Genomic DNA, 23,218 nt, shown 5'->3' on the forward strand with positions numbered 1-23,218 from the left:
CATGCCATGCCCCCGCCCAACGCCATCCAGATGGACCCGGAGGCCCGCAAAGAGATCGTGCAATGGTACCGCGCCGCAGCCGAGCGGTAAGCGGAAACCGGCCCTGGCCCGAGGGAGAGGCCAGGGCCCGTCCCGCCTCAGTGTAGCGGCTGCCGCTCCACCGAAGGTCGTACCGGTGCCGAAGGCAGCGCCGCGCAGAGGTCTGCCATCGCCGTGATCAGTGCCTCGGCGGGATTGCCTTCGCAGAGCAGCATGGCATGGGCCTCGGCATCCGCGATGCGGCCTCGGCGGACTGCCCGGAAGGTGTTGAGGAACAGCCGCTCATGCCCGCAGAGCCGCGCCGCGCAGCTAGGGCAATCGGGGTTGGAGAACTGGAAGTGGTTGATCCGGGCGGCGCGCATCTGCTGCACCGCGCGCAGCACCGCGCAGACCACATGTGGCCCCGCCTCGCGCCCCATCACCTGCTCCGCCCCCGAGATCGCGCGCAGCCAGCCCTCGGCCTGCGGCTGCGCGAAGGACTGGAAGAAATAGCGGGCAATCATCAGGACAACCAGATCGCTCTGCCCAAGCCCGGTGAGATCGGAAAGCCCTGCCGGCCCCCTGCCGCAGCGGCCGTGACCCGTGCCGCTCATCCTGCACACCCCGTGCTTTCCTCTGCGTGAACTCGTGCCATGTCGCCTCCGCCTTGAGATTTGGAACGCTCTGGCTGGCGCACTGCTTGCCGCGGGCCTTACATGACAATTTTACTCGGGATAATCAAGGGACCTTTTGCCTTTCGGCGCGCGCGAGGGGAACACGGGCGATCACGGCATTGTTATGCCGCCAGCGCATGCCGGGATCCCCGAATTGTCGCTAGTGCGACAGGTTTCGGATCCCTATGTCACCGCCGGTGCAGAAAGGATGATCCATGGCGACCGCAGAGGCAGTGCTGACAACCGTAACGACCGAAGGCTCCGTCCATCGGGCGGCGGCGCTGCTTTACGGCCATTGGAAACGCCTCAGCGCGGCGGCGATCCGCAGCCGGTTTCACAGCCGCGTCGGCGACGACTGGCTGAAGCGCCGCGCCGAGTCCTGCCGACCAGACCTGGTGCTTGGACTGGAGGCCGATGGCGACACCCGCGCCGTGCTCGAGATCTATCGCGTTGCCAAGTCGCACGCAGAGATCGCGCTGTCGGTGGAGGATGCCTACCAGGGCATTGGCTACGGGCGGCAGCTTTTCTCCGCAGCGCTGGGGCATGCCCGCGACATGGGGATCGAGACGGTCGAGGCGACCTTCAGCCATGACAACCGCGCCATGCTGCAGATCGCGCTCGGCGCGGGCGCGAAGATCATCGCCGAAAGCGGCAACCGCTGCGCGACGATCTGGCTCTGAGCACCTGAAACGGGATCAGGCCGCCCGCGCCTCGCGGATCCGCGCCCGGCACCAGTCCATCACGGCATCCGCATCCGTCGGCAGCGGCTCGGCCAGATCCTCGGCGAAGGTCAGAAAGGCCTCGAGATTGCCCGCGTTGACCGCCACCAGCACCGGCACGCCCGACGACAGCGCCTCGCCGATCACCGGGCGGAAGCCGCGGCCGTCGACCTCCTGCTTGCCGAACTTGTTGACCAGCAGCAGCGCCGCGCCCTTCTGAAGGCCCGCGCTCACCAGCCCGACCACCCGCTCGAGCCCTTGCGGATCGAGTCGGCAGCCGCGCGACAGCGCGCCAAGATCCTGGCTGATGCGCACCACGTCCTCTCCGCTCAGCACTTGCAGATCCATGTGGCACTTGCTGGCTGGCCCGGTCTCGATGTTGTGCTGCACCGCGCCGGCCAGCGGCCAGCCCTCGGCGCGCAGGCGGCCCGCCACCTCGCGCATCAGCCGGTCCACTTCACCGCGCCCCAGACCCGTTACGTACCCAAGCATGCTCGTCCCCTTGAAACTCCCCGGCTCAGGTTACAAGATGCCCATCGCGCAGGCCAGAGGAGGCGCAAGATCATCCGCATGCCCGAATTTCCCCTGCTCCCCAATCCCGCCGATCCGCGCCTCACGCGGCGCATCTCGGGCACCGACCAGACCGGGGCCGAGACCGAGATCTCGGTGGTCGAGGAGCGCCCGCTCACCATCTATCTCAACCGTCAGGAAATCGTCACCGCGATGACCATCGGCGACTATCCCGAGTATCTTGCGCTGGGGTTCCTGCGCAATCAGGGAATGCTGCGCGCCGATGACGTGGTGACCGGGGTGGATTACGACGACGAGATCGAGACCGTCGTCGTCCGCACAGAGCGCGAGACCTCCTACGAGGAGAAGGTGCAGAAGAAGACCCGCACCTCCGGCTGCGCCGTCGGCACCGTCTTCGGCGACATGATGGAGGGGCTCGAGGGGCTCACCCTGCCGCAGGCCGAGGTCCGCACGTCGTGGCTCTATGCGCTGGCCAAGGAGATCAACACCACCCCGTCGCTCTATCTTGAGGCCGGGGCGATCCATGGCACGGTGCTCTGCCAGCAGGACAAGCCCTTGGTCTACATGGAAGATGTCGGGCGGCACAACGCGGTAGACAAGATCTCGGGCTTCATGTTCCGCCATGGCATGGGGGCCGAGGACAAGATCCTCTATACCACCGGGCGGCTGACCTCCGAAATGGTGATCAAGACCGCGCTGATGGGCATTCCGGTGCTGGCCTCGCGCTCGGGCTTCACCGCCTGGGGGGTCGAGATCGCCCGGCAGGTGGGACTGACGCTGATCGGGCGGATGCGCGGGCAGCGTTTCGTCTGCCTGTCGGGCGAGGAACGGCTGGTGCGCGACGTCGATCCTTCGTCCGTCCCCGAAGAAGACCGCAAGTCCCGCCGGAAGTCCGCTGACGAGGCCGCCGAATGAGCCGCCCGCTGCAACAGCCGCTGGGGGTGATCCTCGCGGGCGGCCTCGCCACGCGCATGGGCGGCGGCGACAAGGGGCTGCTGGAGATCGGCGGCGAGCCGCTGCTGCAGCGCGTGATCGACCGGATCGAGCCACAGGTGGGGGGGCTGGCGCTCAATGCCAACGGCGATGCGGGCCGGTTTGCCCGCTACCGCCTCCCCGTGCTGCCCGATACGATCCCCGGCTTCCCCGGCCCGCTGGCGGGCGTGCTGGCAGGTCTCGACTGGGCCGTCGAACAAGGGGCCGACAGCATCGTCACCGTGGCCGCCGACACGCCCTTCTTCCCCTGCGATCTGGTGCCGCGCCTGCTGCTCTCTGCCGAAGACGCGCCACACCTGCTGGCGCTGGCCTGCACGCCGCGCTCCGGTGACGAGGCCCTGAAGTCCGGCGGCGGCAAGAAGATCAATCGGCACCCGACCTTCGGCCTCTGGCCGGTTTCGCTGCGAGACGACCTGCGCGCGGCGCTCGAGGGCGGGTTGCGCAAGGTTGTGCTCTGGACCGACCAGCACGGCGCGGGGGAGGCGCTTTTCCCCGCCGAGCCCTTCGATCCCTTCTTCAACGTCAACACGCCTGAAGACCTGGCGCGGGCGCAGGCGCTCGCCTCATGAAGATCTACGGCGTCACCGGCAGCAAGAACTGCGGCAAGACCGGGCTGATGGAGCGGCTTGTTTCGGAAATCTGCGGGCGCGGCCTCTCGGTCTCCACGCTCAAGCACGCGCATCACAGCACCGACGTCGACCAGCCCGGCCGCGACAGCTACCGCCACCGGCAGGCCGGGGCGCGCGAGGTGCTGCTCGCCTCGCCGCACCGCTGGGCGCTGATGCACGAGCTGAGGGATGCCGCCGAGCCGCCGCTTTCCGAGCTGCTGACCAAGCTCTCGCCCGTCGATCTGGTGCTGATCGAGGGCTACAAGGCCGCGCCGCATCCGAAGATCGAGGCGCATCGGGCCGAGACCGGCAAACCGCTGCTCTCCCCCGCGAACGCCAGCATCCGTGCGGTGGCCGCCGACAGCGACGTGGAGACGGCCCTGCCCCGGTTCGACCTCGACGACACCGGGGCCATCGCCGATTTCATCCTGCGCGAGGTCGGGCTTTGAGCTTCGACACCTTCGTCGTCGTGGACTGGTCGGGGGCGTCGAAACCCTCTCCCACGAAGCCGTCGAAGGATGCCATCTGGATCGGCGTTGCCCGCGGGAAGGATGTCGAGGCCAGCTACCACCGCACCCGCCATGACGCGATCGAGACGCTGGCCGCGCTGTTCGAGGCGGAGCGCGCCGCCGGGCGGCGGGTGCTGGCGGGGTTCGACTTTCCCTTCGCCTACCCGAAGGAATTTGCCGAGGCGCTCACTGGCACGTCCGACCCGTTGCGGCTCTGGCACGCCCTAAGCGAGCGCATCGATGATGCGCCGGACAATGCAAACAACCGCTTTCAGGTCGCCGCCGAGCTGAACGATCTCTTTCCCGGCATTGGCCCGTTCTGGGGCTGCCCGGAAACCTTCGGCGACCCGCGCCTGCCAACCCGGGGCACGAAGCGGGAGGGCCACGGCCTGCCCGAGCGGCGCGCGTGTGACGGCACCCCCGGCGCGCAGCCGGTCTGGAAGCTCTACACCACCGGCTCGGTCGGCTCGCAGGCGTTGCTCGGCATCCCCCGCCTGCAGGCCCTGCGCGCGCGGTTCGGCGAGGATCTCTCGGTGCGCCCCTTTGAGCACCACGACACCGCGATCACCCTGGTCGAGCTCTTCCCGTCGCTCATAAGGCACACTGTTGCCGAGTTGGCCGAGCAAGACGAGATCAAGGATCGCGCGCAGGTTCGGATTCTCGCCGGCGCACTGCGCGCGCTCGACCCGCAACGGCTTGACGCGATGACCCGCGAAGGCGATGCCATGGAAGGCTGGATTCTCGGCCTCGGTCACGAGGACGCGTTGACCGCAGCCGCCCGTCGCGCCTTTTCCCAGCCCAGCGAGCCCGCCATGTCCTCCGATCCAGAAAGCCCCCTGCTCCCGCCGCGCCTGCGCGACGATTGTTTTGCGATGCCGCAGGGGGTGAGTTGGGTGCCGGTGGAAGAGGCGCTGGCGAAGCTGCGGGCCGCACTGCGCCCGGTGACCGGCACCACCACCATCGCCACCGCCCGCGCGGCGGGCCGGGTACTAGCTTCTGACGTGGCGGCCAGGCGCTCCAACCCGCCGATGCCGAATTCAGCGGTGGACGGCTACGGCTTTGCCCATGCCGCCACCGGCAGCGGCGTGCAGCGCCTGCCGCTGGTTGCGGGGCGCGCCGCCGCGGGCCAGCCCTACCCCCATGCCGTGCCCGCGGGCCAGGCCGTGCGCATCCTCACCGGGGCGATCCTGCCCGAGGGGGTGGATACGGTGGTGCTCGAAGAGGACACCAATACCGACGGCACGACGGTCGTCTTCGACGGGCCGATCAAGCCGCGCGCCAACACCCGCAGGGATGGCGAAGACGTGGCGGCCGGGGCACCCGCGCTGACGAAGGGCCAGCGACTGCGCGCGCCTGATCTCGCGCTGGCCTCGGCGCTCGGCATCGCCGAGCTTCCGGTCCACCGCAGACTGCGCGTCGGCGTGCTGTCGACCGGGGACGAGATCATCGCCTCGCCCGAGCTGCCCGCCGCGCCGCACCAGATCTGGGATGCCAACCGCCCCATGCTGCTGTCGCTGGCGCAGGGCTGGCACTACGAGCCGGTGGACCTCGGCCATGTCGGCGACGATGCCGCGCAGATCGCCGAACGCCTGCACGAGGGCGCGCGCGAGGCCGACGTGATCCTGACCTCGGGCGGTGCCTCGGCGGGGGACGAAGACCACGTCTCGGCGCTGCTGCGCGCGCGGGGCAGCCTGTCGAGCTGGCGCATCGCGCTGAAACCGGGCCGTCCGCTGGCGCTGGCCATGTGGGAGGGCGTGCCGGTCTTCGGCCTGCCGGGCAACCCGGTCGCGGCGCTGGTCTGCGCGCTGGTCTTTGCCAGCCCGGCGCTGTCGCTGCTCTCGGGCGCGGGCTGGAGCGCACCGCAGGGATTCACCGTTCCGGCGGCCTTCGAGAAGCGCAAGAAGCCCGGACGGCGCGAATACCTGCGCGCGCGGCTGAACGCGGAGGGCGCGGCAGAGGTCTTCGGCTCCGAGGGATCCGGCCGGATCAGCGGGCTGTCCTGGGCGGACGGTCTGGTGGAACTGCCCGACGGGGCGGTGAATGTCGCGCCAGGCACGCCGGTGCGCTACATTCCCTACGCCTCCTTCGGACTGTGCTGACCGGGTCTCAGCCGAGCAGCGCCGAACGCAATTCTGCGAGGCCGGACCGCAGGAGCGCCTCGGCCTTGTCCCGGTCGTCGGCCTCGACGTAGAGCCTCAGCTCCGGCGCGTTGCCCGAGGGGCGAACGTGCACGATCCGCCCATCCGCGAGTCGCATCCGGATACCGTCGGTAAGATCGCAGGCCGCCTCGGACGCGCCGAGCCGACCGAGGAACGCCGCGCGTGCCTGCGCGTCGGCGCTCAGCCGGGCCACGAAGGGCTGCGAGGCCTCCTGCGGCACCTCCTGCACCCTGTCCGCGACGGTCACCACCGGCGGCTCCTGCGCGACGCGCGCCGAGACCGCGCCGTCCCCTGCCGCGATCAGCGTCATGATCAGCGGCAGCATGCAGTCGCGGGTGGGCAGGGCAGTGATCACCCCCGAGGGCCCATCGGCGTCGAACCCCAAAAGGAAGCCGCCATTGGCCTCGTAGCCGACGACCTTGCCGCCCAGCTCCGCCATGCCGGCAATCACATAGGGCGAGCCGATGCGGGTGGTCAGCACCCTGGCGAAGCTCTTGCGAGACACCCCGGAATTGGACGAGATCGGCGTCACCACCGCCTCTGCCGCCAGCGCCTGCGCGGTGATCTGACCCAGAATGTCGCCGGGCACGAGGGTGCCGGTCTCATCCGCCAGCAGCGGCCGGTCGCTGTCCCCATCGGTGGAAACCAGCGCGTCGAGCCCGTGCTCGATGACCCATGCGGCGATCTGCGCGCGCGTGTCCGGGTCCACCGCCTCTGTGTCCACCGGGATGAAGGCCGCGGACCGGCCAAGCTCGATCACCTCGGCACCCAGACCTTCCAGCATCGCCTGCAAGTCGTCGCGCCCCACGGCGGAATGGGCATAGAGTCCGATCCGGCGACCGGCCAGCGCGCCCGCGCCGCAGGCGCTCACGTAGCGCGCCACGAAGCGTGCGGCGGCCCGCGGGTCCTGCTCGAGCGCACCCTCGGCGGTGCCGGGCGCACGGCCGAGGGCCGCGCTGATCGCCGCCTCGTCGGCCTTGGTGATCTCGCCCGCGCGGCTGTAGAATTTCAGCCCGTTGCGGTCGGCGGGAATGTGGCTGCCGGTCACCATGATCGCGCCTGCGCCGGCCCGTTGCGCGGCAAGCGCCAGCGCCGGCGTCGGCAGCGCGCCGCAGTCGATCACCCGCAGCCCTTCGGCGCGGGCGGCGGCAATGATGTCGCCCGCGATGCGCGGGCTCGACGGACGCAGATCCTGCCCAAGGCAGAGCACGCCGCCATGGTCGCAGGCCGCCGCGAAGGCCCGAACATGATCGGCGACCAGCGCGGGCGTCAGCTCAACCACGAGGCCGCGCAGGCCGCTCGTTCCGAATTTCGGTGCCATGCCGGCGTCTCCTGCCTTTTGGTCTGGCCTCAGCCCTTGGCGCCCTGGCCGCGCGCGTACATGTCCTCGTAGCGCACGATGTCGTCTTCGCCGACGTAAGAGCCGGTCTGCACCTCGATCAGCACCATCGGCACCTTGCCAGGATTTTCCATCCGGTGCACCGAGCCGAGCGGAATATACACGCTCTCGTTCTCGGTGATCAGCTTCACCTCGTCGTCCACCGTGACCCGCGCGGTGCCCTCCACCACGATCCAATGCTCGGAGCGGTGGAAGTGGCTTTGCAACGACAGCGAGGCGCCGGGGTGCACGTGGATGCGCTTCACCTGGAAGCGGCTGCCGACCACGAGGCTTTCGAACCAGCCCCAGGGGCGGTGATCCATCGGAAACTCGGTGGCCTGCTTCACGCCCTTTTCCGTCAGCGCGCTGACCGCCAGCTTGACGTCCTGCGAGCGATCCTTATGCGCCACCAGAACCGCATCCTTCATCGCCACGGCAATGATATCGTCCAGGCCGATGCCGACGAGTTGCACCGCCTCGGACTCCGAGCGCAGGATCGAGCTGCGGCAATCGATGGCCGTCGCACCGCCGGAGGTCACCACGCCTTTCTCGTCCTGTTCCAGCTCACGCCAGATCGCATCCCAGCCGCCAAGATCGGACCAGCCTTCGCGGAAAGGCACAACCTCGAGATTGCTGGACTTCTCCATCACCGCGTAGTCGATCGAGATGTCCTCGGCCCCGCTCCAGGGCTCCGGGGCGAGCCGCAGGAACCCGAGGTCCACCTCTGCCTGCTCGACCGCGGCCCGCACCGGCACAATGAGCTGGCGGGCGTGTGCCTCGAAGGCGGCGATGATATCCTTGACCCGGAACAGGAAGATGCCCGCGTTCCACAGGAAGTTTCCCTGTGTCAGCATGGCGGCGGCTGCATCCGCATCGGGTTTCTCGACGAAGCGGCGCAGTGGCACCGAGTCGCCCTTGCTGCCATCCAGCTCAAGATATCCAAAGCCGGTCTCCGGACGGTCCGGCTGGATCCCGAAGAGCACCAGCTTGCCCTGTTCGATCGCCGGGATGCCCTTCTCGACCGCGGCATGGAAGGCCTCGGTATCGGGCATCCGATGGTCCGAGGGCGCGACGATCATCGCGGCCTCGGGGTCCAGTGCGTGCAGGTGCAATGCCGCCGCCAGCACCGCCGGTGCGGTATTTCTGCCCTCGGGCTCGATCAGGATGGCGCCGGGATCAATGCCGATCTCGGCGAGTTGCTCGACCACAACGAAGCGGAAGGCGGAATTGGTCACGATCACCGGTGGGGCGAAGCGCGGGCTGCCGCCAAGCCGCGTTGCCGTCGCCTGAAACAGGCTCGTGTCGTCGATGAGGCTGGCGAATTGCTTCGGAAAGCTCTTGCGCGAAACCGGCCAGAGCCGGCTTCCGGACCCGCCACAGAGGATGACAGGGGTGATCCTAAGCATAGACTTACTCCTCGACAAACCTTGACCTCGTTAGAGTCCACAAGGGCGCCGAATTCCAGAACAAAATCTTCCGATCCCGGCTCGGCCCGGCAGAGGCACCGCAGCCCGTGGGATCGACAGCGGCACGAGAAGCGCGCGGGCTCAACCCTTGCGGATCAGGTACACTTGGGCTTCACCCTCGTCCGACGATCCGAGCAGGCTGTGCCCTGCCTCGTTGCAGAAGTGCGGCACGTCGATCACCGCCGCTGGATCGGTGGCGATCAATCGCAACACCTCGCCATTGGTCATGCCCTGAAGACGCTTGCGCGCCTTGAGCACCGGCAGCGGGCAGAGCAGCCCGCGGGCGTCGAGTTCCTGATCCCAAGTCATGCGATCTGCATATCAGACGGCGCGGCGCTGTCCATCCTCTCGGGTTTCGGCCTGATGGGTTTCGCCATGATAGTTTTATTCAATCGATTGACGGTACAGCGATATTGACTGGGAATGATGGGATGCTTGAAGAACGGGCACCCACCGACGCGAAAGGGAGGCATCCGATGGCGCTGGATCAGCAGCAGGGGATCTGGAAATCCGGCCGAAAGGGCGGCATGGGACGCGCCACGCCAAAGGGGCGGCAGCTCGACGACCGTGCGTGGGACGAGGTCAGGGCGCTGCTCGGCAACCGGCCGCGCCGCCGTGACCTGCTGATCGAATTCCTGCACCTGATCCAGGACCGCTATCATCATCTGTCCGCCGCCCACCTGCGCGCGCTGGCCGAGGAAATGCGCTTGTCGATGGCCGAGGTCTGGGAAGTTGCCACCTTCTACGCCCATTTCGACCCGGTGAAGGAAGGCGAGACCCCGCCCCCCGACCTGACCATCCGCGTCTGCGACTCCCTGTCCTGCGAGATGGCGGGCTCCGAGGCGCTGTTCGACGCGCTCTGCGCCGGCCATGATCCCGCGCGGGTCCGGGTGCTACGCGCGCCCTGCATGGGCCGCTGCGACACCGGACCGACGGTCGAGATCGGCCATCTGCACGTCGACCACGCCACCCCCGAGAAGATCGCGGCGGCCCTCGATGCAGGCGATTTCGAGCCGGTGATCCCCCGCTACGAGGGCTTCGAGGCCTATCGCGCCGGCGGCGGCTACGACAGGCTGCTTGCGCTGCGCGATGGCGGCGACTGGGAGAAGGTGCAGGACGAGATCCTTGCCGCCGGCCTGCGCGGCATGGGCGGCGCCGGCTTCCCCTCGGGCAAGAAATGGGGCTTCGTGCGCGCCAATCCCGGCCCGCGCTACCTTGCCGTGAACGGCGACGAGGGCGAGCCGGGCACCTTCAAGGATCGCTACTACCTCGAACGCACGCCGCACATGATGCTCGAAGGGATGCTGATCGCCGCCTGGGCGGTCGAGGCGGAGACCTGCTTCATCTACATGCGCGATGAGTACCCGGCGATCCACCACATCCTGCACAAGGAGCTCGCCGCGCTCGAGGCCGCGGGGATCGTCCCTGCCGGCTACATCGACCTGCGCCGCGGCGCAGGCGCCTATATCTGCGGCGAAGAGTCGGCGATGATCGAGTCGATCGAGGGCAAGCGCGGCATGCCCCGTCTGCGCCCGCCCTTCGTGGCGCAGGTGGGCATCTTCGACCGACCGACGCTGGTGCACAACGTCGAGACGCTGCACTGGATCGGCCGGATCACCCGCGAGGGCCACGCCATCAAGTCCGGCATCGCCCACAATGATCGCAAGGGGATGCGCAGCTACTCGCTGTCGGGCCGTGTCGCGCGTCCCGGCGTCTACGTGCTGCCCGCGGGCAGCACGATCAACGACCTGATCATCGCGGCGGGCGGCATGGCCGAGGGGCATGTGTTCAAGGCTTACCAGCCGGGCGGCCCCTCGTCCGGCCTGCTGCCCGCCTCTCTGGGCGACGTGCCGCTGGATTTCGACACGCTGCAACCGCATGGCACCTTCATCGGCTCCGCCGCCGTGGTGGTGCTCTCGGAGCAGGACAGCGCCCGCGGCGCGGCGCTCAACATGCTGAAGTTCTTCGAGAAGGAGAGCTGCGGCCAATGCACCCCCTGCCGCGTCGGCTGCGAGAAAGCGGTGAAGCTGATGCAGGCGGACCGCTGGGATGCAGAGCTTCTGGAAGACCTCTGTCAGGTGATGACCGACGCCTCGATTTGCGGTCTTGGACAAGCCGCCCCGAACCCGATCAGGCTAGTGATGAAACATTTCCCCGAGGAGGTGAAATGATGCGCGGTCCCGCTCCCTGTCCCTCTCGGACCGCGCAGCAGCGCGGCCGCGGCCAACGTCCCGCCGCGGCCGCACCCAAACCGCAGCCCAGCCAGCGCGAGGCATAAGTCATGGCCGACGGATCGAGCATTCCCCAGACCTCTTTCATCCTTGATGGCAAAGAGGTCAGCGCCTTCCCCGGCGAGACCATCTGGCAGGTCGCCAAGCGGCTCGGCACCACGATCCCGCATCTCTGCCACAAGGACGCGCCCGGCTACCGGCCCGACGGCAACTGCCGCGCCTGCATGGTCGAGATCGACGGCGAGCGCACGCTGGCCGCCTCGTGCTGCCGCGCGCCCGCGGAAGGCATGAAGGTGACCACCGACAGCGCCCGCGCCAAGAAGTCGCGCGAGATGGTGATGGAGCTGCTGCTGGCCGACCAGCCTGCCCGCGAGGCGGCGCATGACCGCGGCTCGCACCTGTGGGACATGGCCGAGCAGACCGGCGTCACCGAGAGCCGCTTTCCCGCGATGGAAAAGGCCCGCATCCCGCTGCTCGACGACAGCCACGTGGCGATGAAGGTCAATCTCGACGCCTGCATCCAGTGCAACCTGTGTGTACGGGCCTGCCGCGAGGTGCAGGTGAACGACGTGATCGGCATGGCCGACCGCGGGCATGACACCTTTCCGGTCTTCGACATGGATGATCCGATGGGCGACAGCACCTGCGTGGCCTGCGGCGAATGCGTTCAGGCCTGCCCGACCGGCGCGCTGATGCCCGCCACGGTGATGGATGCCGAGCAGCACGGCGACAGCCGCGACTTCGACGAGGCGGTGCAGTCGGTCTGCCCGTTCTGCGGCGTCGGCTGCCAGGTCTCGCTGAAGCTGAAGGACGGCAAGGTCAAATACGTCGAGGGTATCAACGGACCGGCCAACGAGGGGCGGCTCTGCGTCAAGGGGCGCTTCGGCTTCGACTACATCCATCACCCGCACCGGCTGACCAAACCGCTGATCCGCCTCGACGGGGCCGAGAAGGGGCTGAACGTCGATCCCGCCAACCCGTTCACCCATTTCCGCGAAGCCTCGTGGGACGAGGCGATGTCATTTGCGGCCAGCGGCCTTGCCAAGCTGCACGACGAGCGCGGCGAGACGGTCGCCGGTTTTGGCTCGGCCAAATGCACCAACGAAGAGGCCTACCTCTTCCAGAAGCTCATCCGTCAGGGCTTTGGTCACAACAACGTCGACCATTGCACCCGGCTGTGCCACGCATCGTCGGTCTCGGCCCTGATGGAGAACGTGGGCTCGGGCGCGGTCTCGGCCACCTTCAACGAGATCGAGAACGCCGACGTCGCCATCGTCATCGGCGCCAACCCGATCGAGAACCACCCGGTCGCCGCGACCTTCTTCAAGCAGTTCGCCAAGCGCGGCGGCAAGCTCATCGTCATGGACCCGCGCGGCCACGCGCTCAAGCGCTTCGCCAGCCACATGGTGCAGTTCCGCCCCGGCGCCGATGTGCCACTGCTCAATTCGATCATGTCGGTGATCGTCGAGGAAGGGCTCTACGATCAGGCCTATATCGACAAGTTCACCGAGAACTGGGAAGCCGAGAAGCAGCACCTCGCCGGCTTCGCCCCGGAAACGCTGGAGGATCTGACCGGTATCGATGCCGCTTTGGTGCGCGACGTTGCCCGCACCTTCGCCACCGCCAACGCGGGGCTGATCTTCTGGGGCATGGGCGTCAGCCAGCACATCCACGGCACCGACAACTCGCGCTGCCTGATCAGCCTCGCGCTGATGACCGGCAACGTCGGCAAGCCCGGCGCCGGGCTGCATCCGCTGCGCGGGCAGAACAACGTGCAGGGGGCCTCTGACGCGGGCCTCATCCCGATGTTCCTGCCCGACTACCAGGATGTGACCAACGACGGCGTGCGCTCGGCCTTCACCGAGATCTGGGGCTCGGGCGACTTCAGCGGCAAGAAGGGCCTGACGGTCACGGAAATCATGGACGCGGTGCACGAGGGCGGCATCCGCGGCATGTACATCCTTGGCGAGAACCCGGCCATGTCGGACCCGGACGTCACCCACGCCCGCGCCGCGCTCGCGAAGCTCGAGCATCTGGTGGTGCAGGACATCTTCCTGACCGAGACCGCCAATTACGCCGACGTGATCCTGCCCGCCGCGGCCTTCTACGAGAAGACCGGCACGGTCACCAATACCAACCGGCAGGTGCAGATGGGCCGCGCCGGGGCCACGCCGCCGGGCGAAGCGCGCGAGGATTGGGCGATCACCACCGAGCTGGCGCAGCGCCTCGGGCTCGGCTGGACCTACACCCACCCGCGCGAGGTCTTTGCCGAGATGAAGCGCGGCATGCCGTCCTTCGACAACATCACCTGGGAGCGGCTGGAACGCGAGGACGCGGTCACCTACCCGTCGCTCTCGCCCGAGGATCCCGGCCAGCCCATCGTCTTCGCCGATGGCTTCCCGCGCGAGGGCGGACGCGCCCGCTTCACCCCCGCCTCGGTGATCCCCCCGGACGAGACACCGGATGCGGAGTACCCGATGATCCTGACCACCGGGCGGCAGCTCGAGCACTGGCACACCGGCTCGATGACCCGCCGCTCGAAGGTGCTGGACGCGGTCGAGCCGGGGGCGAACTGCTCGCTGCATCCCTCGACCCTGCGCAGGCTCGGCGTGGAGCCGGGCGGCATGGTTAAGCTGCAGACCCGCCGCGGCGAGATCGAGGTCATGGCCCGCGCCGACCGCGCGGTGGCGCCGGACATGGTGTTCCTGCCCTTCGCCTATGTCGAGGCGGCGGCGAACATCCTGACCAACCCGGCCATCGACCCCTTCGGCAAGATCCCCGAGTTCAAGTTCTCGGCGGTGCGGGTCACGGCGGCCTAGCGGGCCGAGGGCCGGGCGCGCGCGCCCGGCCGCTTCGCCCTGGTTCCGGACGGGCTGGCGCGCCCTCACCCCGCCGTGGGCAGCCACACGGTGAACACCGCCCCGCCTTCCGGTGCATTGGCGGCGGTGATCAGGCCACCCGCGCGCTGCACGATGCTCTGCGAGATCGACAGCCCAAGCCCCGTGCCTTCGCCCCGACGGGTGGTGAAGAATGGATCGAAGATCGACGGCAGGTGATCGGGCGCGATCCCCGGCCCGGTGTCGCGCACCACCAGCGCCACGCCCGGCTGCCCGTCCCGCGCAGTTTCCGTCAGCACCAGCGAGAGCCGTCCCGCCTCGCCCATCGCCTGCGCGGCGTTGAGCACGAGGTTGATCACCACCTGCTGCATCTCGCCCGCGTCGATGGCCACCTGCGGCAGCGCGGGCAGGTCGGTGGTGACCTCTACCGCCCCCTTGTGCAGCGCGTGCTCGACCAGCAGCAGCGAGTCCTCGACCAGCGGCGCGAGGTCCACGCTTTCACCGCAGTCCGAGAACTCGGCGGGCCGGGCAAATTTCAGCAGCTTGCCGACGATCGCCTCCATGCGCAGGATTTGCCGGTCGATCAGCGTCAGCTCGGTCTCGACCCGCCCGGCCTCCTCGCCCAACTCCATACGGATCACCTCGACGTTGCCCTGGATCACCGCCATCGGGTTGTTGATCTCATGCGCAACGCCGGCGGTGATCTCGCCGATCGAAGCAAGCTTCTCGCTCATCACCAGCTGGCGGTAGGTCTCTTCGAGCTTGGCATTGGCCTCGCGCAGCTCGGCCGTACGGGTATCGACCCGATCCTCCAGTTCCTCCGCCCAGGCCCGCAGCTTCAGGTCACGGTCCTGAACCTGGTCGAGCAACCCGTCGAGATGCGCTGCCACCTGGCCGATCTCGTCATGCGCCCCGACCGGGCCGATCCGCGCCGAGAGGTTGCCTCGACCGACCCGGCGCATGGTGTGGGTCATCCGTTCGAGCGGGGCGAAGATACCCTTGGCCATCCACAGGAAGACCGGTGCCGAGAGGCCAAGAACGGCCGCGAAGGCGGCCATCATCCACAGGTAGGCGGCGCGCTTGGCCTCGGCGAAGGGCGCCTCGAGGAAGCCGACGTAGAGCATGCCGACGCGCGCACCGAAGCTGTCGGTCAGCGGAAGGTAGCCCGAGATGTACCAGTCGTTGACCACGAAGGCGCGGTCGAGCCAGGTGCGGCCCTCGTCCAGCACCGCGTTGCGCACCGAGGCCGAGACGCGGGTGCCGAGCGCCCGCACGTCCTCGAAGAGCCGCACGTTGGTCGAGATCCGCACGTCGTCGAGGAAGAGCGTCGCCGTGCCTTGCCGCGTGCCGCCGGTCTCCGGGTTGAGATAGACCAGCGCGTTGATCGCGTCGATGAAGCCGAGGTTGCTGTTGAGCAGGATGCCCCCGACCAGCACGCCTTCGTGGCCCGGCAGGCTGACCGGGCTCGCGGCGTGCACCACCATCCCACGCTCCTCGACGCGGCGGTCGCTGGGCGCGGCGGCCGGCGTCGCGATCAGGTCGATCCGCGCCCGTCCGGCAAGGTTGCGCGGCAGCGACGCCAGCGCGTCGGGCGGGAAGATGTCGAGCGCCGAACCCGCATGGCCTTCGGCCGCCGCGGCGATCACCGGCCAGCGCTGCGCGGCGGCGGCGCTGCTGCCCGCGGGCAGGTAGTAGAGAAAATCCAGCCGCAGTTCGGCACGCTTGGCCAGCATGAACGTGCGGTCGGGCACCTCGCCCGAGAAGGCCTCGGCAAAGGCCACCGAGCCCGCCACGCCGGACAGCTCGTCACCGGTGCGCACCATGATCCGCGACAGGTACTGCTCGGCAATGCGCAGGTCGCTCTGCACGTTGGCAGCCAGCACCTTGTCGTAGTCCTCGGTCCAGCGGGTCATGCCGAGCAGCAGCAGGAGCGGCATCAGCACGACCAGCGGCGCAAGCGCAAGAATCAGCAGGCGCAGGCGGACAGAGATCATCGGGCGGGTCTTGGCTTTCATGTCGGGGGCGAGCCTAGCACGGCCCCCGCCCCCGGTCAGTCCGGATTGTCGGGCCGGATTCTCGGGCTGGTTCGGCGCCCGTCTTAGTGGTGGTGGTCGTGCGGATCGTCGAGCGCGCCGTGGATGGCGAACTGCTCGAGCCCGGCATCGCTGGCCTCGATCACCCGGTAGCTCTCGCGCACCCCGGCGTCGGTCAGCTCGCGCGCGACGGTGAGCAGCGTGTTGGCGGCATGGTCCTCGCAGAGCTCGACCATCTGCGCCAGTTCCTCGGCGGCGACCGGACGCGCGGCCTCGACCGAAGGCGCTCCGTAGTAGGTCACGAAATGCTCCGCCAAGAGGTCGGTCAGCGCCTGCACCTCGGCGGGCTCGACATTGGTCACCGCGACAAAGGTCACCCGGCCGAAGGTCTCGAGCCCCAGCCAGCCGTTTGCAAAGGCCTGCCGCGCCTTTCCGGTGAGGTCACCCTCGGTCCAGTTGGAGAACTCGAAGCCGCCCGAGATGCACCACTCGCCGGTGCGCGCGGGCGAGGCGAAGACACGGGTGTCGCTCTCGTCGAAATGGATGGCGCGGGCGAGTTTCATGCGTGATCCTTCATGGCGCGGGCTCGAGCAGGGTGGTGAGCGGGATGAGGTGGGTGCTCTCGCCTTCGCGGAGCAGCATTCCGAAATCCTCGTCTACGCCGAGGAAGGTACCGGAGAGGCCGCCTTGCGTGACCTCCTCGCCAATGTCCTGTGCCAGCGCGCGCCATTCGGCGTGCAGCGACCGGCCGCCCTCGTCTTCCCAGCGGTTGACCCAGTTCAGCGTGTGCCGCGCCCAGGCCTCGAGCAGCGCGGGCGGCTGGACCTCGGCGCAGCCCTCGGCGAAGAGCGAGGTCTGGTCGGGCGTGTCGCCGGGGCGGTCGCTGGCCGGGATGAGCGGCAGGGTGAAGCCGATCACCAGCCAGTCGGGCACCTGCGCCGGATCGTCGGAGGCGGCCATGCAGCGGAAATGCCCGCAGGCGGCGCCGTTCACCCGGATGCCTCCGTCCCAACCCAGGTGCACGGCGACCTCGGGCGGCGCCATGACGCCAAGCGCGTTCTGGAAGCCGACGCCACAGAGCGGCAGCATCGCCATCGCCTGCTTGAGCGGCACCTCGGGGGCGAAGACCAGCGCGCCCTCGAGCGTATCGGCGGTGATGCGATAGGCGACCAGCCCGGCATCGCAGCCCAGCAGGGCGCGTTGACAGGCGTGGTCGAAGGCATTGGTGGTCACCTCCTCGCCCCACAGGAGGGGCGGGAAGGCAAGCGCATCGGTGGTGCTCATGCCACCCCCTGCGCCACCAGCGCCGCGGCGATGGCGTGGAACGCCTGCGCCTGAGCGCTGTCGGGCTGGCTGACCACGATCGGCGCGCCGCCATCCGAGGCGAGCCGGATCTGCAGGTCGAGCGGCACCTCGGCGAGCAGCGGCACGCCGAGCTTCGCCGCCTCGGCCGCAACACCGCCATGACCGAAGACGTGTTCTTCATGGCCACAATTCGAGCAGACATGCGTGGACATGTTCTCGACCATCCCGAGGATCGGCACGTGCAGCTGCTTGAACATGTCGATGCCCTTGCGCGCGTCCAGCAGCGCCACGTCCTGCGGCGTGCTGACCACGATGGCCCCGTCCACATGCGCCTTCTGGCTCAGCGTCATCTGCACGTCGCCGGTGCCCGGCGGCAGGTCGACGATCAGCACGTCGAGCGCGCCCCATTGCACCTGCATCAGCATCTGCTGCAGCGCCCCCATCAGCATCGGGCCGCGCCAGACCACCGCCTGATCCTCGTTGGTCATCAGGCCGATCGACATCATCGTCACGCCATGGTTGCGCAGCGGCAGGATGGTCTTGCCGTCAGGCGAGGCCGGACGGCCCGAGACGCCCAGCATCCGCGGCTGGCTGGGACCGTAGACGTCGGCGTCCAGCAGACCCACGCGCCGCCCCTGCTGCGCCAGCGCGCAAGCGATGTTGGAGGACACCGTGGACTTGCCCACGCCGCCCTTGCCCGAGGCGATGGCGATGATGTGGTTCACGCCGGGCACGCGCTGCGGACCCTGCGGCTCGGCCTTGCGCATCTTGAGATCCGGCGGCGCCTTGTCGGTGTGGCCGGTCAGCACGATCGAGACCGCCGAGACGCCCTCGGTGGCCTTCAGCGCGCTTTCCGCCTGCTCCTTGATCTTGGTGTAGGCGGCACTCTGGCTGGGCGGGATCTCCATGACGAAGCGCACCGCGCCCGCCTCGTCCACATTCAGCGCGCGCACCACGCCGCTCGACATGATGTCGCCACCCGCAACCGGATCGGCGACGCTCTTCAGGACGGCCTGAACCGCCTCTCTGCTCGCTGGCAAGGTTTACTCCTGTCCCTTGATCTCGCCCGTGACCTCATGGGTCAGGCCGAGCTCTTCGATGGTGATCACGGCCTTCACCGCGTAGCTCTTCCCGGCGGTTTCATTGCCACGCATGGCTTCCTCGATCGCCTGCTGCGAGGTCACCCCCACCTGCTTGAGGAATTTGCGCATGGACATGTTGAAATCGTCGCTCATTCTTGCCTCCCTGTGGCTCTGCACTCAGTGATCGCGCCGCTTGCTGAGGTAGTCATCCGTGGTCCGGGGACGCGGACGCTCGCCGGCGGCAAACGGGTTGTCCTTGGCATGGTACTGCGCATTCACCCGGCAGTCGTCACACATCTGGATCATCCGCAGCTTGTCGCCGTCGAACATCGGATGGGACTGAAGCTTTTCGGTGATCCGGTCAATGGTCGACTTGACGCCGAAGAGCGTGCCGCACTCGATGCAGGCGAAGGGCTCTTCCTCGTTGATCACGCGCTGCTCCAGCGCCTCCTCTGTCAGCAGCAGGCGCGGCTCGTAGGTGATCGCATCCTCCGGACAGACGTTGGCGCAGAGGCCGCATTGCAGGCAGGCGTCCTCCTGGAAGCGCAGCTGCGGAAGGTCGGGGTTGTCGCCAAGCGCGCCCGAGGGGCAGAGCGAGACGCAGGACAGGCAGAGCGTGCAGGCGTCGGTGTCGACCAGCACCGCACCATAGGGCGCACCCTCGGGCAGCGGCAGGGTCTCGGCGCCGGGATGCAGCGCACGGGCCGCCTGCCGGGTGATCTGGCGGCGGGTGCCCATGGGGCGCACCGGCGTGGCGACAGGTGCGGGGGCGGCCTCGGCGTAGAGCGTTTCGGACATGGCGTCCGGGTCGGAGGTCTGCAGCAGGATGACCCTGCCACCGCCGCTGATCGCGTCCGACAGCGCCACCTGCGCCGCAAGCGCCGGAAGATCAGCGCCCGGCCCCGGCAGCACGGTCACCGAAGCGAAACCGGCAGCCAGCGCCGCGACGGTCTCGGCATGGCCGAAGGCCCCGATGGCGCGGATCTCCAGCGGCACCACGTCGGCGGGCAGCCCGTCGCCGTGGCGCGCCGAGAGGCGGATCATCTCGGCTCCGTGCGCGTCGTGCACCAGAAGGCGCGGCGCGTGGCCACCCGCGTCGAGGAACGCCTTGGCGAGCGTCTGCACCCGGCGCATGGTCAGATCGACCGGCGGCGCGTCGTAGCTGATCGCGCCCGAGGGGCAGGCCGAGGAACAGGCGCCACAGCCGGCGCAGATCATCGGATCGACCGTCACATGCTCGCCGTCGGGCGAAATCGCCCCGGTCGGGCAGAGGTCGAGGCAGTTGGTACAGCCGGTCTTGCCCGCGCGCGAATGGGCACAAAGCAGCGACTCCAGCCGCACGTAGAGCGGCTTCTCGAAGGTGCCGACGAGGTGCGAGGCGGCCATGACCGCGGCCGCCACTGCCTGCGGACGGCCGGGATCGGCGCGCAGGTACCCCTCGCGCTTTTCATGCGCGGGGAAGAGCGGCGGGTCGCGGCGCAGGTCGAGGATCACGTCGCATTGCGACACGCCGCCGTCGCGCGGCTCGGTCAGGGTGAAGGCACCGCGCCCGCCGGGCTCGACCTGACGCAGCGCGTCGATCGTCACCCTGAACTGGCCAAGCGCGCCCTGCGCCTTGCGCAGCCGGCCGGTGATCACGTCGAAGGCGCGGGTGTCGGGCATCTCGTCGGCGCTGTCGAGCAGCACCGTGACACCGAGATGCGGCGCCAGCTGCGCGGCCGCCTCAAGCGCAACCTCGGGCGCACCAAGGATCAGGCAGAGCCCTTCGGAGATGACATCCAGCGTCTTCTCGGGTGCGGCGGGCAGCATGGCCTCTGCCGCGAGGGCGGACATTTTGGGTAGTTTGGTTGCATGATCGGCGCTCCATCCGGCCCGGTCGCGCAGGTCGAGCAGCGGTGCGGGCTCGGTTCCCAACTCCTCGGCCAGCGCCTCGAAGGTGCGGCTCTCCTGGGTGCAGCAGAGGACGACATTCCCCTGCGTCAATCCCTTGGCAGCGCGCTCGATCTGGCTGGTGCAGAGCGCCTTGCAGGGGGGCGTGACCTCGAATCCCGTGGCTTTGGCGAGTGCCTCGGCATCGATGGACTGCGTGCCCATACAATCACATGTTATCAAGGTCTTGGTCATGGCTTCCTTCCTGGCCAACGGCTCCGTTCCGGGCCGTTTTGCGCTCGGTTAGAGGGTTAGGTAGCCCCGATTCGTGCCCTCCGACAACTCAATTCCTCGGGCGGAAACTCGCCGATCCGGCCCGACCTTGCCTCCCCTGCGCCAAGGTGATTCGCATGCCGCACCGCGGCGGCTTTCCAGAGCAAAAAACTCGGATTGGACAGATTGTCCCTGCCGCATTTTTGCCTCTTCCGGAGCTACCCAAAATGTCCATCTTCGGTTGCAGAATACCGCTGTGCACCGATTGACCCTTTCGCGATGCGCCCGACCTGCTTCAATCAAACTGGGAGGAAGGATACATCACTGTGACAGGACATCCGAGCAACGATCAATTCATGCCCGTGGGCGTTGTGCTGCGGCGCACCCCCGGTGTCACCCGTTGGGCCAAGTGGGCCTGGCGGGCCGTTGCCGTGCTGCCCGGGGCCGGCCCGGCCGACTGGCGCGAGCTGCGGCGCGAGGGCGAGGCCGTCGAATACCACGCCGCCACCGTCTCGCTCGAGCTCTACCGCGCCGAAACCGAAGCCTACCTGCATGGCATCACCGCCCGTGAGCCTTCGGTATACGTCGTCATGCGCAAGACCCTCGGCGCGCATCCGTTTGAAATCGTGCTGATCACCGCCTCGCCCTACGAGGCGCAGGATTACTGCGACAGCGGCGAGGACATCGTCGAGAAGGTGCCGATGCCCGCCGGTCTGCTGGCCTGGGTCGGCGATTTCGTCGAACGCCACCACCAGGAAGAAGAATTCGTGAAACGCCGCAGGGATCGTGCCAAGGTGGACGGCAAGCAGGACGGCATCGGCGATCCGCGTGTCTCGAAACCCGCGGACATCTACGCCTCGCCCGCCCTGAAAAGAGGGAGGCTGCAGTGAAGGATTTCTGGTCCCGCAGGAAGGCCGGCGTAGAGGCAGAGACCCGTGCCGAGGCGCAGGCGCAAGAAAGCGCCCGCCGCGCCGAAACCGAGGCGCAGCTCGCCGAGCGCAGCGACGAGGATCTGTTGGCCGAGGCCGGGCTGCCCGCACCGGAAGCGGTCACCGATGGCGAGATGGTCCGCAAGTTCCTCGAATCTCAACTGCCAAAGCGACTGAAGAACCGCGCCCTGCGCACGCTCTGGCGCTCGAACCCGGTGCTGGCCTGCCTCGACGGGCTGAACGATTACGACACCGATTTCACCGGCGTGGCGCCCGCCTCCGAGTTTCGCACCACCTACCAGGTCGGCAAGGGGCTGCTGGCGCATCTTGAATACGTCGGCCAGCCGAAGACCGAGGCCCAGCCCGCAGAGACCGAGGACGACAACGCCGAAGCGGCCGTGCAGGTCGCCGACGCCGGCACCGCCTCGATCCGCGCGCCGGAAACGCTTGGGCCGACCATCGAGACGCAACCGGAAATCCCGCCGCTCCGCCCCGCCGAACCGCCGGCGGCCGAAGTCGCCCAATTTGACCCCGAGCCCGAGGACAGCGCCCTGCCCGCAAGCGCGCGCCGCATGCGCTTTTCCTTCGAGGCCTGATGATGACCGACGAGACCCACATGACCGCAGCCGCCCAGACCACAGCCCAGACCGCCGCGCCGAAGATCGCCGAAGAGGATCGCCTGCGCGCCGATCTCTACAACTTCCTCGGGCTCATCCTTGCGCGCCCCGCCGACCAGGGGCTGATCGACCAGACTGCCGGGCTGACCGGCGATGCCAGCGCCATCGGCGAGGCGGTGACCACGCTGGCAAAGGTCGCCAAGATCTCGAAGCCGAAGGCGGTGGAGAGCGAGTACAACCGGTTGTTCATCGGCCTCGGCCGCGGCGAGCTGCTGCCCTATGCCTCGTACTACCTGACCGGTTTCCTGAACGAGAAGCCGCTGGCGCAGCTGCGCCAGGACATGACCGCGCGTGGCCTTGCTCGCGCCGAGAACGTCTTCGAGCCCGAGGACAATATCGCCAGCCTCATGGAGATGATGGGCGCGATGATCGTCGGCCGCTTCGGCACCCCGGCCACGCTCGGCCAGCAGAAGAGCTTCTTCAACAAGCACATCGCCCCCTGGGCGAGCCATTTCTATTCGGATCTCGAGGGCGCCAAGAACTCGGTCTTCTATGCCCCGGTCGGACGTCTCGGCCGGGCCTTCATGGAGATCGAGACCGAAGCCTTCCGGATGAGCGCGGAGTGATCCGCAGTATGGCGGGCAACCGCCGCAACCTGAGAGAGGAGGTCTCTCGATGAAGCGGAAAGACGAGGAGGCGACCAGCCGCCGCGATTTCCTGAAACTGGCCTCGACGGCAGCGCCGCTCGCGGCGGTCGCCGTGGCAACCACCACCGGGACCGAGGCCGAGGCCGCCGAGCCCGACCTGTCGTCGAACAAGATGCAGGACACCGCGCACACGCGCGCCTACTACGCCGCCGCCCGGTTCTGACCGGACGCAGCACTTCCCGCCAAGGACGACTGGTTGCGTGACGCCCGACTGTCCGAGGCACCCGATCAACACCAAGCAAGCCAGGCACCATGCGGGGGCCTAGCGCGCAAGGGGAGA

General features: G+C 68.3%; 22 protein-coding genes. 11 read left to right on the top strand and 11 right to left on the bottom strand.

Annotation, left to right across the window (positions count from 1 at the left end; all coding sequences use genetic code 11):
• Positions 1-137 precede the first annotated feature (137 nt).
• Positions 138-632, bottom strand: a complete 495-nt coding sequence (locus IQ782_RS09125) for a hypothetical protein (RefSeq protein WP_194134327.1) — start codon at positions 630-632, stop codon at positions 138-140.
• A 275-nt stretch (positions 633-907) separates the two neighbouring features.
• Here IQ782_RS09125 and IQ782_RS09130 point away from each other — a divergent pair, with 275 nt between their 5' ends.
• Positions 908-1,372 (top strand): GNAT family N-acetyltransferase, encoded by a 465-nt coding sequence (locus IQ782_RS09130; RefSeq protein WP_194134328.1) that lies wholly within the window; start codon positions 908-910, stop codon positions 1,370-1,372.
• Between the two features lie 15 nt (positions 1,373-1,387).
• Here IQ782_RS09130 and IQ782_RS09135 read toward each other — a convergent pair whose 3' ends face one another.
• Positions 1,388-1,903, bottom strand: a complete 516-nt coding sequence (locus IQ782_RS09135) for a DUF2478 domain-containing protein (RefSeq protein WP_194134329.1) — start codon at positions 1,901-1,903, stop codon at positions 1,388-1,390.
• Between the two features lie 78 nt (positions 1,904-1,981).
• Here IQ782_RS09135 and IQ782_RS09140 point away from each other — a divergent pair, with 78 nt between their 5' ends.
• Genes IQ782_RS09140 through IQ782_RS09155 form a run of 4 tightly spaced genes read left to right on the top strand, consistent with a single transcriptional unit; the run spans position 1,982 to position 6,151 of the window.
• Positions 1,982-2,857, top strand: coding sequence for a formate dehydrogenase accessory sulfurtransferase FdhD (locus IQ782_RS09140; protein ID WP_194134330.1), 876 nt, complete (start codon positions 1,982-1,984; stop codon positions 2,855-2,857).
• On the top strand, positions 2,854-3,504 hold the full coding sequence (mobA, locus tag IQ782_RS09145) for a molybdenum cofactor guanylyltransferase MobA (RefSeq protein WP_194134331.1): 651 nt from the start codon (positions 2,854-2,856) through the stop codon (positions 3,502-3,504). The genes IQ782_RS09140 and mobA overlap by 4 nt, the downstream gene beginning before the upstream one ends.
• On the top strand, positions 3,501-3,992 hold the full coding sequence (gene mobB / locus IQ782_RS09150) for a molybdopterin-guanine dinucleotide biosynthesis protein B (RefSeq protein WP_194134332.1): 492 nt from the start codon (positions 3,501-3,503) through the stop codon (positions 3,990-3,992). The genes mobA and mobB overlap by 4 nt, the downstream gene beginning before the upstream one ends.
• Positions 3,989-6,151 (top strand): molybdopterin-binding protein, encoded by a 2,163-nt coding sequence (locus tag IQ782_RS09155; protein WP_194134333.1) that lies wholly within the window; start codon positions 3,989-3,991, stop codon positions 6,149-6,151. Before mobB ends, IQ782_RS09155 begins: the two co-directional genes overlap by 4 nt.
• A gap of 7 nt (positions 6,152-6,158) precedes the next feature.
• Here the strand turns inward: IQ782_RS09155 and IQ782_RS09160 are convergent, their stop codons facing one another.
• From IQ782_RS09160 to IQ782_RS09170, 3 genes are all read right to left on the bottom strand, one after another.
• Positions 6,159-7,532, bottom strand: a complete 1,374-nt coding sequence (locus IQ782_RS09160) for a phosphomannomutase (RefSeq protein WP_194134334.1) — start codon at positions 7,530-7,532, stop codon at positions 6,159-6,161.
• Positions 7,533-7,561: 29 nt separating this feature from the next.
• Positions 7,562-8,995: a mannose-1-phosphate guanylyltransferase/mannose-6-phosphate isomerase gene (locus IQ782_RS09165; protein ID WP_194134335.1), complete on the bottom strand. Its 1,434-nt coding sequence runs from the start codon at positions 8,993-8,995 to the stop codon at positions 7,562-7,564.
• 141 nt (positions 8,996-9,136) lie between these two features.
• Positions 9,137-9,364, bottom strand: a complete 228-nt coding sequence (locus tag IQ782_RS09170) for a sulfurtransferase TusA family protein (protein WP_194134336.1) — start codon at positions 9,362-9,364, stop codon at positions 9,137-9,139.
• Positions 9,365-9,531: 167 nt separating this feature from the next.
• On the opposite strand from IQ782_RS09170, the gene IQ782_RS09175 reads away from it, so the two are divergent.
• A complete protein-coding gene (locus IQ782_RS09175) occupies positions 9,532-11,226 on the top strand; it encodes an NAD(P)H-dependent oxidoreductase subunit E (RefSeq protein WP_194134337.1) in 1,695 nt (564 codons plus the stop codon).
• 110 nt (positions 11,227-11,336) lie between these two features.
• Positions 11,337-14,105 carry a formate dehydrogenase subunit alpha gene (gene fdhF / locus IQ782_RS09180; protein ID WP_194134338.1) on the top strand — a complete coding sequence of 923 codons (2,769 nt, stop codon included), beginning with the start codon at positions 11,337-11,339 and terminating at the stop codon, positions 14,103-14,105.
• Positions 14,106-14,170: 65 nt separating this feature from the next.
• On the opposite strand, the gene IQ782_RS09185 is transcribed toward fdhF, so the two are convergent.
• From IQ782_RS09185 to IQ782_RS09210, 6 genes are all read right to left on the bottom strand, one after another.
• The gene (locus tag IQ782_RS09185) at positions 14,171-16,117 is read right to left on the bottom strand and encodes a sensor histidine kinase (RefSeq protein WP_194134563.1); all 1,947 of its coding nucleotides are present in this window, start codon (positions 16,115-16,117) and stop codon (positions 14,171-14,173) included.
• Between the two features lie 104 nt (positions 16,118-16,221).
• Positions 16,222-16,719 carry a DUF6505 family protein gene (locus IQ782_RS09190; RefSeq protein ID WP_194134339.1) on the bottom strand — a complete coding sequence of 166 codons (498 nt, stop codon included), beginning with the start codon at positions 16,717-16,719 and terminating at the stop codon, positions 16,222-16,224.
• Positions 16,720-16,729: 10 nt separating this feature from the next.
• Entirely contained in the window at positions 16,730-17,440 is a 711-nt protein-coding gene (locus IQ782_RS09195) for a biotin/lipoate--protein ligase family protein (protein ID WP_194134340.1), read from the bottom strand.
• A complete protein-coding gene (gene apbC, locus IQ782_RS09200) occupies positions 17,437-18,501 on the bottom strand; it encodes an iron-sulfur cluster carrier protein ApbC (RefSeq protein ID WP_194134341.1) in 1,065 nt (354 codons plus the stop codon). Before apbC ends, IQ782_RS09195 begins: the two co-directional genes overlap by 4 nt.
• Before the next feature lie 3 nt (positions 18,502-18,504).
• Positions 18,505-18,696: a DUF6494 family protein gene (locus tag IQ782_RS09205; protein ID WP_194134342.1), complete on the bottom strand. Its 192-nt coding sequence runs from the start codon at positions 18,694-18,696 to the stop codon at positions 18,505-18,507.
• Between the two features lie 24 nt (positions 18,697-18,720).
• On the bottom strand, positions 18,721-20,667 hold the full coding sequence (locus tag IQ782_RS09210; protein ID WP_194134343.1) for a 4Fe-4S binding protein: 1,947 nt from the start codon (positions 20,665-20,667) through the stop codon (positions 18,721-18,723).
• Between the two features lie 374 nt (positions 20,668-21,041).
• Between IQ782_RS09210 and IQ782_RS09215 the strand changes: the two genes are divergently transcribed.
• From IQ782_RS09215 to IQ782_RS09230, 4 genes are read left to right on the top strand one after another with little or no spacing between them, the layout of a single operon-like run.
• Entirely contained in the window at positions 21,042-21,575 is a 534-nt protein-coding gene (locus IQ782_RS09215) for a DUF3305 domain-containing protein (protein ID WP_194134344.1), read from the top strand.
• Complete coding sequence (locus tag IQ782_RS09220) at positions 21,572-22,210, top strand: DUF3306 domain-containing protein (protein WP_194134345.1); 639 nt, start codon at positions 21,572-21,574, stop codon at positions 22,208-22,210. The genes IQ782_RS09215 and IQ782_RS09220 overlap by 4 nt, the downstream gene beginning before the upstream one ends.
• Before the next feature lie 20 nt (positions 22,211-22,230).
• Positions 22,231-22,857 carry a TorD/DmsD family molecular chaperone gene (locus IQ782_RS09225; protein WP_194134564.1) on the top strand — a complete coding sequence of 209 codons (627 nt, stop codon included), beginning with the start codon at positions 22,231-22,233 and terminating at the stop codon, positions 22,855-22,857.
• Between the two features lie 49 nt (positions 22,858-22,906).
• Positions 22,907-23,101, top strand: a complete 195-nt coding sequence (locus tag IQ782_RS09230; RefSeq protein WP_092424675.1) for a twin-arginine translocation signal domain-containing protein — start codon at positions 22,907-22,909, stop codon at positions 23,099-23,101.
• Positions 23,102-23,218 lie beyond the last annotated feature (117 nt).

Origin of the sequence: Salipiger mangrovisoli, from assembly GCF_015223355.1 — a bacterium.
In the GTDB taxonomy this organism is placed as follows: domain Bacteria; phylum Pseudomonadota; class Alphaproteobacteria; order Rhodobacterales; family Rhodobacteraceae; genus Salipiger; species Salipiger mangrovisoli.

Coding starts and splice junctions, on each gene's coding strand:
- IQ782_RS09170 (WP_194134336.1), bottom strand. CDS start 9,364: ATGACTTGGGATCAGGAACTCGACGCCCGCGGGCTGCTCTGCCCGCTG.
- IQ782_RS09215 (WP_194134344.1), top strand. CDS start 21,042: ATGCCCGTGGGCGTTGTGCTGCGGCGCACCCCCGGTGTCACCCGTTGG.
- IQ782_RS09205 (WP_194134342.1), bottom strand. CDS start 18,696: ATGAGCGACGATTTCAACATGTCCATGCGCAAATTCCTCAAGCAGGTG.
- IQ782_RS09130 (WP_194134328.1), top strand. CDS start 908: ATGGCGACCGCAGAGGCAGTGCTGACAACCGTAACGACCGAAGGCTCC.
- IQ782_RS09225 (WP_194134564.1), top strand. CDS start 22,231: ATGACCGCAGCCGCCCAGACCACAGCCCAGACCGCCGCGCCGAAGATC.
- IQ782_RS09185 (WP_194134563.1), bottom strand. CDS start 16,117: ATGATCTCTGTCCGCCTGCGCCTGCTGATTCTTGCGCTTGCGCCGCTG.
- IQ782_RS09210 (WP_194134343.1), bottom strand. CDS start 20,667: ATGACCAAGACCTTGATAACATGTGATTGTATGGGCACGCAGTCCATC.
- fdhF (WP_194134338.1), top strand. CDS start 11,337: ATGGCCGACGGATCGAGCATTCCCCAGACCTCTTTCATCCTTGATGGC.
- IQ782_RS09195 (WP_194134340.1), bottom strand. CDS start 17,440: ATGAGCACCACCGATGCGCTTGCCTTCCCGCCCCTCCTGTGGGGCGAG.
- IQ782_RS09140 (WP_194134330.1), top strand. CDS start 1,982: ATGCCCGAATTTCCCCTGCTCCCCAATCCCGCCGATCCGCGCCTCACG.
- mobA (WP_194134331.1), top strand. CDS start 2,854: ATGAGCCGCCCGCTGCAACAGCCGCTGGGGGTGATCCTCGCGGGCGGC.
- IQ782_RS09135 (WP_194134329.1), bottom strand. CDS start 1,903: ATGCTTGGGTACGTAACGGGTCTGGGGCGCGGTGAAGTGGACCGGCTG.
- IQ782_RS09190 (WP_194134339.1), bottom strand. CDS start 16,719: ATGAAACTCGCCCGCGCCATCCATTTCGACGAGAGCGACACCCGTGTC.
- IQ782_RS09160 (WP_194134334.1), bottom strand. CDS start 7,532: ATGGCACCGAAATTCGGAACGAGCGGCCTGCGCGGCCTCGTGGTTGAG.
- IQ782_RS09165 (WP_194134335.1), bottom strand. CDS start 8,995: ATGCTTAGGATCACCCCTGTCATCCTCTGTGGCGGGTCCGGAAGCCGG.
- IQ782_RS09230 (WP_092424675.1), top strand. CDS start 22,907: ATGAAGCGGAAAGACGAGGAGGCGACCAGCCGCCGCGATTTCCTGAAA.
- mobB (WP_194134332.1), top strand. CDS start 3,501: ATGAAGATCTACGGCGTCACCGGCAGCAAGAACTGCGGCAAGACCGGG.
- IQ782_RS09125 (WP_194134327.1), bottom strand. CDS start 632: ATGAGCGGCACGGGTCACGGCCGCTGCGGCAGGGGGCCGGCAGGGCTT.
- IQ782_RS09175 (WP_194134337.1), top strand. CDS start 9,532: ATGGCGCTGGATCAGCAGCAGGGGATCTGGAAATCCGGCCGAAAGGGC.